The organism is Crocosphaera watsonii WH 8501 (assembly GCF_000167195.1).
GTDB lineage: Bacteria > Cyanobacteriota > Cyanobacteriia > Cyanobacteriales > Microcystaceae > Crocosphaera > Crocosphaera watsonii.
In genome coordinates, this window is the sequence record NZ_AADV02000012.1 from 11,732 (window position 1) to 24,506 (window position 12,775).

Below are 12,775 nucleotides of genomic sequence, written 5' to 3' on the forward strand. Positions count from 1 at the left end.
ACGACGGGGTTTCCACTCGCATATTTCACGATGACGATTTGTCATGAGGGGTGCTGTGTCTCTTAATCAAAAAAAGTCCCGTTCTTTAGTGAGTATTGCTGGCCTTGTAGCTGTGGCTACCCTGGTTAGTAAAGTGTTTGGTTTAGTCCGTGAACAGGCGATCGCAGCAGCTTTCGGGGTAGGCTCCGTCTATAATGCTTACGCCTACGCTTACGTTATCCCTGGTTTTTTATTAATTTTACTGGGGGGTATCAATGGACCGTTTCATAGTGCCTTAATTAGTGTTTTAGAGAAACGAGATAAGTCAGAAGCTGCTCCCTTAGTGGAAACGGTAACTACCTTAGTCAGTCTGGTTTTATTGTTGGTTACGGTGGTTTTAATCGTCTTTGCGGATACTTTTATCTCTATGTTGGCCCCGGGGTTGGGAGGTGAGGTTAAAGCGATCGCTGTTCAACAATTACAAATTATGGCCCCATTAGCTTTGTTGGCAGGGCTGGTTGGCATCGGTTTTGGAACCCTCAACGCTGCGGATCAATATCTCTTACCCAGTATTAGCCCCTTGTTTTCTAGTGTGGCCATTGTTATTGGTGTTGTGACCTTAATGTGGCAGTTAGGAACTAATCTGAATAACCCCGAAAATTGGTATTTAGGGGCCATGGTTTTAGCCGGAGGAACTTTAGTAGGAGGGGTTTTACAGTGGTTAGCGCAACTATGGGCCCAATGGCAAGCAGGAATGGGTAAACTAAGGTTACGCTTTAATTGGCGTATTCCTGGGGTGATGGATGTGATGAAGGTGATGGGCCCGGCTACTCTATCATCAGGGATGTTACAGATTAATACTTATACTGACTTCTTTTTTGCCTCGTTTATCCCCAATGCAGCGGCTGCTATGCGTTATGCAAATTTTATTTATTTAACGCCTTTGGGTATTATTTCTAATATGATTTTAGTGCCGTTTATGCCGGTTTTTTCTCGTTTAACTGCCCCTGAAAATTGGCCGGAATTAAAGGTAAGAATTCGTCAAGGGTTATTATTAACGGCTTTAACTATGTTACCGTTAACGGCTATTTTTATAGCCTTAGCCCCTGTTATTATTCGGGTTGTTTATCAACGAGGTGCTTTTAAATCTGCTGATGCTGATCTGGTTATTCCTGTTTTAATGGCTTATGGAATCGGAATGTTTTTCTATTTGGCTAGGGATGTTTTAGTTAGGGTTTTTTATGCTTTAGGGGATGGAGAAACACCCTTTAGAATTAGTATTTTTAATATTTTTCTCAATGGTTTTTTAGATTTTCTGTTATATAAACCTTTTCAAACTCCTGGTTTAGTGTTTGCAACTATTGGGGTTAATATAGTTTCTCTGGTTATTTTCTTAGGCATTCTCAATAATCGTTTAGGGGGTTTACCTTTACAAGAATGGGGTAAGGCGTTATTGGCTTTAACAGGAATTAGTTTTTTAGCTGGTGTAGGTAGTTATGGTGTTAGTTGGGGTTGGGAACAGTTTTATCCTGATAATAATTTCTTCTTACAATTGTTACGATTACTGTTATCTGTGGTTACTGCTTTTACTATTTTTATAATCTTATCCATTCAATTAAAATTACCAGAAGTTTATATGTTACTGTCTCGAATTAAAGGAAAATTGAAAAAATAGAGTTGCTCTTTTGATTGTACAGATAAAAAATTATCATGTTTTCAATATTTCTGACCTCTAAACTAACATCTTGCACTTTCGCTCAAACTAGCTAGTTTGCTGATCTATAGCAGTACAAAAAAAGATTAGGACATTATTTTAAGGTGGGGAGTGCATCGGCCTACAAGGTTTTGCAATTTTATAGATGTCCTAACCATAACGCGTAGTGCTATATCCTTATAGCTACAGAAAAAACGATCGCCTCTCATCAAGCGATCGCCTCTAAAATTTAATCAGTTTCTTTAGCGTCTTCGTCTCATACTACGGGAACGGGAACGACGACTACTACCAAACCCGGAGCGACGTTGAACGTTAGATCGGGACTTACCACTACTATCTAAGCGACTGGAGCCAAACCCAGAACCACTGGACTTACTAGCATTAGGAGACTGTCTGTTACGGGTGCTAGTGGAACCAGAAGAGGAACGGTTGAGGTTTCCGCTTGTCCGTAAGGTTTGACGATTTTTTACGGCTGCAGGAGGTGCATTATACTTACTTTGGTAGCGTTGACTAGCTTGGGTGAAAGTATTGCCATAACCACCATAACCAGTCATCACCCCTCCAGGTTGGTACATGGGGGGTACATAGTATTGTGGCCTAAACAACAGACTACCCAACGCTTGACCAGCTAATGCACCTGCAAAGGGGGTCCAAAAATTGGATTCTCGACGCACAACAACTGTTTGAGGTTGTCCTGTTTGGGGGTTAGTTTGGGTTTCGGTGACAGTGTGAACGTACTCTATTTTAAAATCTTCGGTGAGGTACATCACTGCTTCATCCCCCGTCACTTCTAGATAAGTGGTTTCCCCTTTTTCGATGTCTTCGGGGGTTAACCTCGCCATTTGTAAGTTTTGAGTCTTATAAATGGGGGGTTTTCCTGCAGGAGTATTTAACAACATTAAACTGTAGGTTCCGTCACCATCATCATATTCTGCTTGTTGAACCGGATAACGTCCCTCATTGACTTGGTTGGGAGGGGTTACAGTGGCGTTATTGTTTCGAGGAGCAGAAGATTGAACGGAGTTGGAAGAACCACAACCAACCGTGGTCAAACACAGGGTTATGGATAAGAAAATGGCTAGTAATTTACGCATTATAAGGGTATGAGTTCAGAAAAATTCATTAATAATTGATCATTGGTGAGTTGGTCCCCAAACTGTGCCGGGGAATAGTGAACCTGTATGGCTTCTAACCGTTGGCTATAGTGAAGGTTTATTAAGGCTTTTAATCCATATTCTAACGCTTCTCTATCGGCTAAATTTGTTTCTAAGTCGGGTTCTTCCCCCTTAAAAGCTACGGTTATCATCACTACCAAGTTACGAGTCACTGGCAAAGATAAAGGGGTGTTTTCATCTTCTGAGGAGGAGGAAACTTCACTTAGATAACGTTGGGCCGAGTCGGTAAACAGTTCGTTAACATAGTCCCCTGCTTCTCCCTCTTTCCAAAAAAAGTCTCCCTCATTCCCAGCAGATTGCCAGTAAAGGCTCATTTGTAGAAGATTTTGAGAAATTTCAACTAAACCCTCTCCAATCACCTCTAAGTCCCCTTCTGCGTCGATGGCGTTTCTTCCTGCGCGGTTGAGGACTCCTAATAACGGAGCAATATCATCTCCGGCAAGATGCACAAAGATGCGACAAACCACATAACGGGTTTTTCCAGTAAATTTGTTCAGGCGATCGCCCCAAGCACTCATAGGTTATTCTTAAGATGTTTTAAATAATAAACTTTATCTTCAAGCCTATCATTTTTCCAGTTTTGATAACAAGTTCGGCCTGATCGTAGGGTGGGGTAGTTCAATGGGATAAAAACATTATAAGTTTTTATCTGCACCGTAACCCACCATTTTAACTATGTAGTTTTTTACACTTTTAAAAACACACTTTTGGGGTCTTTTATTCTTAGTTTATTTCTGTGACCCCTGCTGCTGCCAATGCTTCTAGAAACTGGGTTTCGGAGAGTTGAGCAATGCCGAATTTTTTGGCTTTTTTTAGCTTATCTCCAGGGTTTTTCCCAACAACAACATAGTTGGTTTTAGAACTTGGAGAACTGGTTAAATTTCCTCCTACTTGCTGCACTAAAGATTTAGCTTTTTCTCTATTCATACTGTCTAAACTGCCAACAATTACCAGTTTTTTCGACTTTAAAACAAGTTCACTTTTAACTTGTTCTTTACTTTCTTCTACTTCGGCCGATTCACTTTTGACTTCTGAAATAGCTTCACCTTTCTCGTTGTTAGTTAACTGTTTTTGCTCTAAACCATTGTCCTCCTGGGATATAGTTTCCTCTTGTTGAGTTAAACTATTGTCTAAAGATTGTTTTTCCTCAGTAATAGTTTTAACTTGCTGTTGTACTTCTTTCTCTAAACCATTGTCCTTCTGAGATATAGTTTCCTGTTGTTTGCTTAAACTACTTTCTAAAGATTGTTTTTCCTCAGTAATAGTTTTAATTTGCTGTTGCAGTTCTTTTTCTAAACTATTTTTCTCCTGAGATGTAGTTTCTATTTGTTTCTCTAAAGAAGATATAGTTTCCTGTTGTTTGCTTAAACTACTTTCTAAAGATTGTTTTTCCTCAGTAATAGTTTTAATTTGCTGTTGCAGTTCTTTTTCTAAACTATTTTTCTCCTGAGATGTAGTTTCTAGTTGCTTCTCTAAAGAAGATATAGTTTCCTGTTGTTTGCTTAAGCTACTTTCTAAAGATTGTTTTTCCTCAGTAATAGTTTTAATTTGCTGTTGCAGTTCTTTTTCTAAACTATTTTTCTCCTGAGATGTAGTTTCTAGTTGCTTCTCTAAAGAAGATATAGTTTCCTGTTGTTTGCTTAAACTACTTTCTAATTCTTCTCGTTTAGCTATAACTATTTTTAACTCTTGGTTTAAAGAACCATTATTTTGAGTCGCTTCTTGTAACTGACTATGGGTTTTCTTTTGTTCCTTTTTGACAATTTCTAGTTGTTGGTAAACCTGAGTCAACTCTTTCTTATAAGTTAGTTGCAACTGCTCTTTTTCTCCATACAAAGATTGATTTTTTTGTTCAGATATAATAAATTTATCTTGTTCCTGTTTAAGTATTTTTGATAAACTATTTTTCTCTCCATGTAATTGACTAATATTACTTTCTAATACTGTTACTTTTTCCTTGATGTAACCATAATTTTCTTGTAAATGCTCATTTTTGTCGGTCAACTCTTGATTAATGCTATCAAGATGATCTAATTTTTCTGTAAGATTTCCTTTTTCTTGAGTTAACTGTTTTTGTTGATATAATAGAGTTTCTTCTCGTTGTAAATGACTCTTACGAAACCGTAGATAGGTGATAGCAAAAACACCTGACACAACTATTAACGAACTAATTTCGTAAACTAATGGGTTAACCATCTAATATGTCTCCTACTAAACAAATAGCAACTAGCCAGTTCCAGTGTCGAGCCTTGTAGCGTCCTAGCTGCAATCAAGACTGTCTCATGTTTCTACTTATATCAAAATGCGATCGCTTTCTTAGAGAAATCTGTTTAATGCTTACAAATCTTAACGTCCTATTAATTACCAGCACATTCGAGCGTATTTGTCAACTCTATATTTATTAGTGATCAAGATCATGAAATAGCGCTGATCTCTTGCTTATCTTTGTTTAAAAAGTTGAGATATTCTGAAAAGGATTAGGTTTTTTAAGAGTATCATGAATTTACTGAAATCAAAAGCATCTTATCTCAGCTTACTACTTCTTGTATCCATATCTTATCCCGTTAATGCTCAAAATACGGAAACTCCTCCTGAGTGTGAGGAACAATCTTCCCAAATGAATAATAGAATTGGCATTGTAGAAAATCCTGTGAATGGGGCAACTTTGGCCTGGAAAAAAACCAATATTGTTATTAGTAAAACAGAGGATCAACTAGGTTTAATTGAATCTGGGGCTAAGGTCAAAATATTATGTGAACTGTCAACAAATAGCATTCTAAAATTCGTCACACAAGTCGAAATTTTAGAAGGAAGGTTAAAAGGCGAAATCGGTTGGGTATCCTCTTCTATGATTAAAATTAGATAAGTTTAACCTCGTGCTGAACTTAAGGAAGGTAAAAAACTAACAAGAGAAGGGAAAATAATAATTAACATTAAAACCAAAAGTTGTAGTAGAATAAAAGGAATAGCACCGCGATAAATATCTTCTGTTTTTAGATCTGGTGGTGCTACACCTCTGAGGTAAAATAGGGCAAAACCGAAAGGAGGAGTTAGAAAAGAAGTTTGTAAGTTAGCAGCTAAAATAACACCGTACCACATCAAATCTACCCCTAAGGTTTCAGCAACAGGTTTAAAAATGGGAATAACAATAAAGGCAATTTCAAAGAAGTCAATAAAAAAGCCCAAAATGAATACTGTAAACATACTCACGGCTAAAAATCCATATTGTCCCCCTGGTAAATTTGTTAAAATTTCTAACATAAAATGATCCCCATTAACTCCTCGAAAGACTAAACTAAAAGCAGTTGAGCCAAAGAGAATAAAGATCACCATGGTACTAATGCGTAAGGTTGCATCACAAACCTGTTTTAAAGTTAGCCAATTTAATTCCTTATTAAAAGCAGCTAAAATAATGGTTCCCAAAGCACCCACTGCCCCTGCTTCCGTTGGTGTAGCAACGCCAAAAAAGATACTTCCTAACACCAAGAAAATCAATAATAAAGGAGGAAGCATGGCTTGAGCAACCTGTTTTATTAATGCTTTTTTACCAATATTTTGTTCTTCTGGAGGCAAAGCTGGGGCAACATCTGGGCGAATTAAAGATACAATAATAACATGAAGGGCGAAGGCACTAGCCATCATTAACCCTGGAATAATTGAGCCAATAAATAAGCTACCCACGGGAATACCTAATTGATCAGCTAACACAACCAAAACAATACTCGGAGGGATTAATTGTCCCAAAGTTCCTGAAGCAACGATCGCCCCTGCGGCCAACTCTTTGTTATAACCATAACGCAACATAATCGGCAAAGAAATTAACCCCATCGCCACCACAGTTGCTGCCACAACCCCAGTAGTTGCTGCTAATAAAGCCCCTACAATAACCACAGCTAAAGCTATTCCCCCGCGCAACCTACCGAATAAAATTCCCATCGTTAATAGTAATTTTTCGGCAATACCTGTCTTTTCTAACATCGAACCCAAAAATATAAAATAGGGAATAGCTAGAAGAGTATAGTTCCCCATGATGCCAAAAATTCGACTAGGTAAGGCACTCAAAAAAATGGGGTCAAATGCTCCGACAATAACTCCAATAATAGCAAAAATAATAGAAACGCCACCCAAAGAAAAAGCAACAGGATAACCAAAAGAAAGTAAGATTAAGGCCGCAACAAACATTAAAGGGCCTAACCAATCATACGCTAGGATCATGGTGTTCCTCCTGGGGATTTAATTTACCGGTAAAGATGGCCCAATTTTTAATAGCTTCAGCGATTCCTTGAAAAATCAGTAAAACATAACTAACAATAATCATGGACTTGATAGGATAACGGGGAAGTCCCCCAGGATCAGGAGACATTTCTAAAATTTTCCAAGAATTAATAATATTGCCCCAAGAATAATAAATAATCATTAAACAAAAAGGAATTAAAAAGATAAAAACTCCGATAAAATTTGCTAAAGCTTTGCGTTTTGGTGACCAATCTTTATAGAAAAGATCAACCCTAACGTGTTCATCGTGTTTCAGGGTATAAGCAGCACCCAAGAGAAAGACAATATCAAACAAATACCATTGCACCTCAATAAAGGCATTAGAGGTTAAATTTTGTCCAATCAATCTCCCTAAATATCTTCCGATAACGTTCCAAACCCCAACCAATATCATGAGAAGAAGTAACCAATAGGTTAATTTTCCCACCCATTCGTTGATAGTATCGATAATTTTGGCAATATTTAGTAACTTTTGCAAAGGTTGACCTCGATTTCAACTGATTAGCATTCTAATATACAGCACAGGGGAAATCGTGGCAATTTTATATATTTTTAATAGTTTTGATAACAATTTTATGTTAATTTATCCTCAATTGATGGCGGCTAAAGCTTCTGATAAATAGTCCGCAGTTGACTCTACTAAGGGGATTGTATTTTCGTATAACATTCGAGTAGGTCCAATTAATCCTACACTTCCCACAGGAACATCTCCTTGACTATAAGTAGCCGAAATTAGACTACAGGGACGCATAGACTCTAAAGGGTTTTCTGTGCCAATTTTTACTGTAACTCGTCTATTTGATAATTCAGATTCAGGAATATCTAAAATTAAAGGTAGCAGTTTATCTTGTTCTTCTTCCAGTAAATGTAACAACATTTGAACCTGTTGTAACTGTGAAAATTCTGGTTGTCTCAGAACTTCTGACACTCCATGAATCATTATCTGTGTAGAGATAGATGTTTTTAAATAAGTTTGGAGTTGTTTGAGTAACCCTTTCAAAAAGTCAGCATAACTAACAAAGTTTTGGTCTATTTGCTGCCAATCTAAATTACTTAATTCTAATAGAGATTTGCCTTTTAATTCACTGTTTAAAAAATTGGAAAGGATATTTAATTCTTCCTCTAACCACTCTTGAGCTTCTTCATTATCTCTAACTAAAGTAGCAGGAAGGTCAACTAAAATAGATTGTGTTTGATAACTATCTGTTACCACCAGTAACATCACTTGTTTTGAAGAAACGGGGATAAATTGCAGATGACGTAGTTGATTAGGAGAAGTTTGGGGTAGAGTAATTAAGGCAATATAGCCACTCAGGTTGGCTAAAATTTGCGTTGCTCTTTGTAAAGCTGTTTCAAAATTATAGGTTTTTTGTTTGAGTTTTTGACTAAGATTTTGTTTTATTTGCTTAGCACTTTTTTGATCAGGTATCATTAAATTATCTACATAAATTCGATAGCCAAAATCAGAAGGAATACGACCTGCTGAGGTATGGGGTTGATACAAAAAACCAGCTTTTTCCAGTTTTCCTAAAGTGTTACGAATAGTGGCAGAACTCACACTAAAATCGTATTCTGTTACTAAAGTTTTTGAGCCAACCGGTTCGGCCGTGGCAATATAATGTTCTACTGTAGCTCTTAAAATGTCTTGATGACGTTGATTTAATAAAGTGGTAACTTTCATAATGGTTAGAGCAGTCAATCTAAGACTTGATCAAATTATTGTTAATATTAAAGCAGTTTTTAGTCATTAATATTGAGGTATCCTCCTATCAACTTTAGCAGAGTATGCAGCAATACCTCCCGTTATATTTTTAACATTGGTAAAACCGTTGTTGAGTAACCAAAGACACATTTGTTCCGATCGCATTCCATGATGACAGAGAACGAGGGTTTCTTTATGGGGATCAAAATTCTGAGCAATTTCTCGTGACCATTGTTCAAATTTACTTAAAGACAATACTTCAAATCCTTCGATATAGGCGATCTCCACTTCTTGTGGTTCTCTAACATCAATTAATTGTAACCCATCAGGGTCTTGGTCTAACCGTATTCCTAGTTCCTCGACGCTAATGACAGGAGGGGATTGAAATTGATTCATTAGGCTATTACATGGTGAATAGATTTAAGTACAGATTAACAGATTATTAAACCAATTTTCTGGACAGGATTGCTAAAGACAAAAAATAGCCAAGAAATGAGCTAAAACGAACTAATTATGATCAGTTTCGGTCGGGGCGTTAGTTTAGGGGAATTTATGGGAATGCTAAAGATGAAATCCTAAATGATATCTAATCTCTGATTCTAGAGAAAAAACCCCAATGAATCAAAATATATACACCCCGATGACATCCCTCTCCGTCGACTCTCATAGTAACGTGCCTTGGTGGAATCATTCTGTGATAGGAAAAGATAGTCTGCTAGAAGACTTGACAAGACAATTTAGTAAACCAGAAGTCTCAGAAAGTGCAGTGTTTTTGTATAGTCGGGAAATGATGAGTCTGGCAGTCTTTGCGAAAACTATAGAAGCTATTGACAGTGAGAAGTTTGGCAAAGAAGAGTTCTTAGTCTTTGTTAAAATGAAGTATTTATTGAGTTAAGGAATTAACGAGTATCAAGGAATCTATGAGAGTTTAAAACTGCTTAAAGTAGCTATTGATGCTAAAGATTGCTTTATCGCCATTGACCAAACAGAGTTACAGTATCGTGGAAAAAAACAGCAAGAGTTTTATCAGTTTGTGGAAAGTTTATTATGGGATCACAAAGATAAAGCAGCATTTAGAAAACAAGTTCATCTGAAATTAGCTGATAGTCTCCCTCAAATCAAAACAGAGGAAGGCAAAACTGCTTTGCAAAGCTACGCTGAACATATCGAGCAATTATCAGATAATGAATTAGGATTAAAATTATTGTCTCTTTTCAAAAGATATCAACTAGCTGACTATTCCATTTTACGAGTTATTTCTGAAATTATCCAAAGTCTAGGTAAACGGGATTTATTGGACTTTAACGGGTTACTTTCATTGGTAAGAGTTAATTATGATGTTTTTGAAAAATTACAGAATATCATTGGAATTACTGAACAACAAAGTACCCCAGAAACCTACGGTTTAATGATTCAGTATATTGGTTTATCCAATCGACATGGTCTTTCTAATCTGAAGTTTAAGGAATTAATGAATGTGATGAAAAAGTGGGATTAAGCTTACCAAACTTTGATTGGTATTCGCCAAGAACATCCCCCCAGTCAATATAAGCAACCTAAAGCTTTTAAACAAGCTATTCCAGGGGTGAAAATTTACGCAAAGTACAAGAAGTGGTTAACCGATAAGAAGACAGGTATGGTTTTTCTTGATCTTGGGGATGAAAGTTAATCAATTAGACTGTTTGTAGATCAAAATGTTACTTCCTGGTAATTTATGAGAACAATAAGACTACTGTATCAACCCTAGCCATATTTTAGTAAAAGGTAAAAACCTGGGTGCTTTGATTAGCTCAAGTATCTTGATGGCTATTTCAAGCGACTCGTGATGAATTCTAATTGATATTTATATCTTTGAATCTAGAAGAGAAACCCCATGAATAAAAGCACTGATACTCCCGTAACATCTATTTCCCAAAACTCCGATAAAGAGGCACCTTGGTGGAATCGTTCCGTTATGGGAAAAGATGGTCTTATGGATGACTTGCTAGGAAAGATTGGTACCCAAGAAGTCCCAGAAGATACCCTCCTCTCCCATACCCAGCACATGACTGAGCTTAAGGTTTTTGGGAAAACGGCCCAAGCTATTGATGATGAGAAGTTTGCTGAAAAAGAGTTTTTGGCTTTTGCCAAGATAAACTATTTAATGCGCAACGATATCAATGAGTATGAGGGACTTTATGAGAGTTTACAATTGTTGAAAGCGGCCATTGATGCTAAACATTATTTTATCTCTATTGATCAAGTTGAATTGCGCTATCGTGGTCTCAAACAACAAGAATTTTATAATTTTGTAGAACGTTTATTAGATGACCATGAAAATACAAATGCGTTCCGTGAACAACTTCAGATTAGATTGACTGATACTTTACCCGAAATTAAAACAGAGGAAGAAAAAATAGCCTTCCAAAACTACGTTAAATATCTTAATAAATTATCGAACAACGAATTAGGGCTACAATTGTTATCCCGTTTTAAAGCCTATCAACTGGATGACTACTCTATTTTACGGGTCATCTCTAATTTTATTCGTAATCTAGACAAACGTGATTTATTAGATATTAAGGATTTAGTTTCCTTGGTAAATCATAATTATAGTATGTTTGAAAAATTACGGGATGTTATTGAACTCGATCAAAACCAAAGTACCCCAGAAACCTACGCTTTAATGATTCAATTTATAGCTCTATATAATCGTCATGGAATTCTCTATTTAAAGTTTAATGACTTAGTAAGAGTGCTGCGACAATGGTATAAACCTTATCAAGCTATTCTCAGTATTCGTAAAGAGTATCCCTTCGGGACATATAAACAGCCTAAAGCCTTCAAAGAACCCATTCCAGGGATAGATATTTACGAGAAGTATAAAAAATTGTTGAGCGATAAGAAAACAGGGATGGTCTTTATTAATTTTAGCCATGAACATCAAATTTGACGTAATTAACTAAAATGTTTTACGATAATAGATTGTGTGTCTGATTCGATGCTCGGATCAGGTTATGACATAACTAAAAAGCACAAAGCTATCAAAAAGTTTAGCTTTGGGCTACCTGTACGGCAACTACAACAAGAACAAAATTATGAGTTATGCAATCATTGAGGCTGGAGGAACTCAACTCCGTGTTGAGCCTGGCCGTTTTTATGATCTCAATCGTCTCACTGCCAACGAAGATGGTTCCTATGTTATTGATAAGGTCTTATTGATCAACAATGACGATGAGGTAACCATTGGACAGCCTTTTATTGAGGGGGCAACGGTAGAAGGAACGGTGATGGAAGAACGACGGGGACGTAAGATAATCGTTTATAAAATGCGTCCTAAAAAGAAAACCCGTAAAAAACGGGGTCATCGTCAAGAATTAAGTCGTTTGATGATTAATTCTATCAGTGTTAATGGTTCTGTTATTGTAGATACTGCTCCAGACACTACTCCAGAGACAACTCCAGATACCACCGAGGGAGAATAACTCTAAAATAGAACTAATATTACAAGAGAGATAACTGAATTATGGCTCACAAGAAAGGAACAGGAAGTACCAGAAACGGACGGGACTCTCGCGCCCAGCGACTGGGGGTTAAACGCTATGGTGGCCAAGTGGTCAAAGCAGGGAACATCCTCATTCGTCAACGGGGAACTAGAGTTCACCCAGGAAACAACGTAGGGCGGGGTAAAGATGATACCCTTTTCTCTTTAATTGATGGTATTGTTACTTTTGAGTATAAAACCAAAAGTCGCAGAAAAGTCAGCGTTTATCCTGTAGCTGCTGAATAACCGCAACTTGTAGGGTGGGCAAGCATTTTAGGGCTTTATGATGGCTTTGAGTCTATTCCTGACTTGCCCACCTCTAATTACTACTTAAATTATTCCTTAACTTCCTAAACTTGGGTTGTCTTTTTTCATAACCTATGGACTAATTGGTATATAGTGTTTTA

The 12,775-nt window shown here is 37.0% G+C and carries 15 protein-coding genes; 8 read left to right on the forward strand and 7 right to left on the reverse strand.

Annotated features, from left to right (window positions below; translation table 11 throughout):
* Positions 1 to 43: 43 nt before the first annotated feature.
* Positions 44 to 1,654, forward strand: coding sequence for a murein biosynthesis integral membrane protein MurJ (murJ, locus tag CWATDRAFT_RS12825; RefSeq protein WP_007305417.1), 1,611 nt, complete (start codon positions 44 to 46; stop codon positions 1,652 to 1,654).
* A 281-nt stretch (positions 1,655 to 1,935) separates the two neighbouring features.
* Here the strand turns inward: murJ and CWATDRAFT_RS12830 are convergent, their stop codons facing one another.
* The 3 genes from CWATDRAFT_RS12830 to CWATDRAFT_RS12840 all read right to left on the reverse strand — a co-directional run bounded on the left by CWATDRAFT_RS12830 (position 1,936) and on the right by CWATDRAFT_RS12840 (position 5,064).
* Positions 1,936 to 2,787: a hypothetical protein gene (locus CWATDRAFT_RS12830; protein ID WP_007305452.1), complete on the reverse strand. Its 852-nt coding sequence runs from the start codon at positions 2,785 to 2,787 to the stop codon at positions 1,936 to 1,938.
* Positions 2,787 to 3,386, reverse strand: a complete 600-nt coding sequence (locus CWATDRAFT_RS12835; RefSeq protein ID WP_007305451.1) for a DUF1517 domain-containing protein — start codon at positions 3,384 to 3,386, stop codon at positions 2,787 to 2,789. Before CWATDRAFT_RS12835 ends, CWATDRAFT_RS12830 begins: the two co-directional genes overlap by 1 nt.
* A gap of 205 nt (positions 3,387 to 3,591) precedes the next feature.
* The gene (locus tag CWATDRAFT_RS12840) at positions 3,592 to 5,064 is read right to left on the reverse strand and encodes a BRCT domain-containing protein (RefSeq protein WP_007305450.1); all 1,473 of its coding nucleotides are present in this window, start codon (positions 5,062 to 5,064) and stop codon (positions 3,592 to 3,594) included.
* A 301-nt stretch (positions 5,065 to 5,365) separates the two neighbouring features.
* Here CWATDRAFT_RS12840 and CWATDRAFT_RS12845 point away from each other — a divergent pair, with 301 nt between their 5' ends.
* The gene (locus tag CWATDRAFT_RS12845) at positions 5,366 to 5,734 is read left to right on the forward strand and encodes a hypothetical protein (protein WP_007305418.1); all 369 of its coding nucleotides are present in this window, start codon (positions 5,366 to 5,368) and stop codon (positions 5,732 to 5,734) included.
* A gap of 2 nt (positions 5,735 to 5,736) precedes the next feature.
* Here the strand turns inward: CWATDRAFT_RS12845 and CWATDRAFT_RS12850 are convergent, their stop codons facing one another.
* The 4 genes from CWATDRAFT_RS12850 to CWATDRAFT_RS12865 all read right to left on the reverse strand — a co-directional run bounded on the left by CWATDRAFT_RS12850 (position 5,737) and on the right by CWATDRAFT_RS12865 (position 9,241).
* Entirely contained in the window at positions 5,737 to 7,083 is a 1,347-nt protein-coding gene (locus tag CWATDRAFT_RS12850; RefSeq protein ID WP_007305449.1) for a TRAP transporter large permease, read from the reverse strand.
* Entirely contained in the window at positions 7,067 to 7,621 is a 555-nt protein-coding gene (locus CWATDRAFT_RS12855) for a TRAP transporter small permease subunit (protein WP_007305448.1), read from the reverse strand. The genes CWATDRAFT_RS12850 and CWATDRAFT_RS12855 overlap by 17 nt, the downstream gene beginning before the upstream one ends.
* A 111-nt stretch (positions 7,622 to 7,732) precedes the next feature.
* Positions 7,733 to 8,824 (reverse strand): heat-inducible transcriptional repressor HrcA, encoded by a 1,092-nt coding sequence (gene hrcA / locus CWATDRAFT_RS12860; RefSeq protein ID WP_007305447.1) that lies wholly within the window; start codon positions 8,822 to 8,824, stop codon positions 7,733 to 7,735.
* A gap of 66 nt (positions 8,825 to 8,890) precedes the next feature.
* Positions 8,891 to 9,241: a rhodanese-like domain-containing protein gene (locus tag CWATDRAFT_RS12865; RefSeq protein WP_007305446.1), complete on the reverse strand. Its 351-nt coding sequence runs from the start codon at positions 9,239 to 9,241 to the stop codon at positions 8,891 to 8,893.
* Positions 9,242 to 9,461: 220 nt separating this feature from the next.
* Here CWATDRAFT_RS12865 and CWATDRAFT_RS41755 point away from each other — a divergent pair, with 220 nt between their 5' ends.
* The 6 genes from CWATDRAFT_RS41755 (at position 9,462) to rpmA (ending at position 12,614) form a co-directional block, all read left to right on the forward strand.
* Complete coding sequence (locus CWATDRAFT_RS41755) at positions 9,462 to 9,740, forward strand: hypothetical protein (protein ID WP_007305419.1); 279 nt, start codon at positions 9,462 to 9,464, stop codon at positions 9,738 to 9,740.
* Between the two features lie 138 nt (positions 9,741 to 9,878).
* Entirely contained in the window at positions 9,879 to 10,343 is a 465-nt protein-coding gene (locus CWATDRAFT_RS41760) for a hypothetical protein (protein ID WP_007305420.1), read from the forward strand.
* Between the two features lie 12 nt (positions 10,344 to 10,355).
* Positions 10,356 to 10,514, forward strand: coding sequence for a hypothetical protein (locus tag CWATDRAFT_RS41765; RefSeq protein WP_007305421.1), 159 nt, complete (start codon positions 10,356 to 10,358; stop codon positions 10,512 to 10,514).
* Between the two features lie 204 nt (positions 10,515 to 10,718).
* Positions 10,719 to 11,777, forward strand: a complete 1,059-nt coding sequence (locus CWATDRAFT_RS12875) for a hypothetical protein (protein ID WP_007305422.1) — start codon at positions 10,719 to 10,721, stop codon at positions 11,775 to 11,777.
* 145 nt (positions 11,778 to 11,922) lie between these two features.
* The gene (gene rplU / locus CWATDRAFT_RS12880; protein WP_007305423.1) at positions 11,923 to 12,309 is read left to right on the forward strand and encodes a 50S ribosomal protein L21; all 387 of its coding nucleotides are present in this window, start codon (positions 11,923 to 11,925) and stop codon (positions 12,307 to 12,309) included.
* Positions 12,310 to 12,350: 41 nt separating this feature from the next.
* On the forward strand, positions 12,351 to 12,614 hold the full coding sequence (gene rpmA / locus CWATDRAFT_RS12885; protein WP_007305424.1) for a 50S ribosomal protein L27: 264 nt from the start codon (positions 12,351 to 12,353) through the stop codon (positions 12,612 to 12,614).
* Positions 12,615 to 12,775: the final 161 nt, after the last annotated feature.

Coding starts and splice junctions, on each gene's coding strand:
- murJ (WP_007305417.1), top strand. CDS start 44: ATGAGGGGTGCTGTGTCTCTTAATCAAAAAAAGTCCCGTTCTTTAGTG.
- CWATDRAFT_RS12830 (WP_007305452.1), bottom strand. CDS start 2,787: ATGCGTAAATTACTAGCCATTTTCTTATCCATAACCCTGTGTTTGACC.
- CWATDRAFT_RS12835 (WP_007305451.1), bottom strand. CDS start 3,386: ATGAGTGCTTGGGGCGATCGCCTGAACAAATTTACTGGAAAAACCCGT.
- CWATDRAFT_RS12840 (WP_007305450.1), bottom strand. CDS start 5,064: ATGGTTAACCCATTAGTTTACGAAATTAGTTCGTTAATAGTTGTGTCA.
- CWATDRAFT_RS12845 (WP_007305418.1), top strand. CDS start 5,366: ATGAATTTACTGAAATCAAAAGCATCTTATCTCAGCTTACTACTTCTT.
- CWATDRAFT_RS12850 (WP_007305449.1), bottom strand. CDS start 7,083: ATGATCCTAGCGTATGATTGGTTAGGCCCTTTAATGTTTGTTGCGGCC.
- hrcA (WP_007305447.1), bottom strand. CDS start 8,824: ATGAAAGTTACCACTTTATTAAATCAACGTCATCAAGACATTTTAAGA.
- CWATDRAFT_RS12865 (WP_007305446.1), bottom strand. CDS start 9,241: ATGAATCAATTTCAATCCCCTCCTGTCATTAGCGTCGAGGAACTAGGA.
- CWATDRAFT_RS41755 (WP_007305419.1), top strand. CDS start 9,462: ATGAATCAAAATATATACACCCCGATGACATCCCTCTCCGTCGACTCT.
- CWATDRAFT_RS12875 (WP_007305422.1), top strand. CDS start 10,719: ATGAATAAAAGCACTGATACTCCCGTAACATCTATTTCCCAAAACTCC.
- rplU (WP_007305423.1), top strand. CDS start 11,923: ATGAGTTATGCAATCATTGAGGCTGGAGGAACTCAACTCCGTGTTGAG.
- rpmA (WP_007305424.1), top strand. CDS start 12,351: ATGGCTCACAAGAAAGGAACAGGAAGTACCAGAAACGGACGGGACTCT.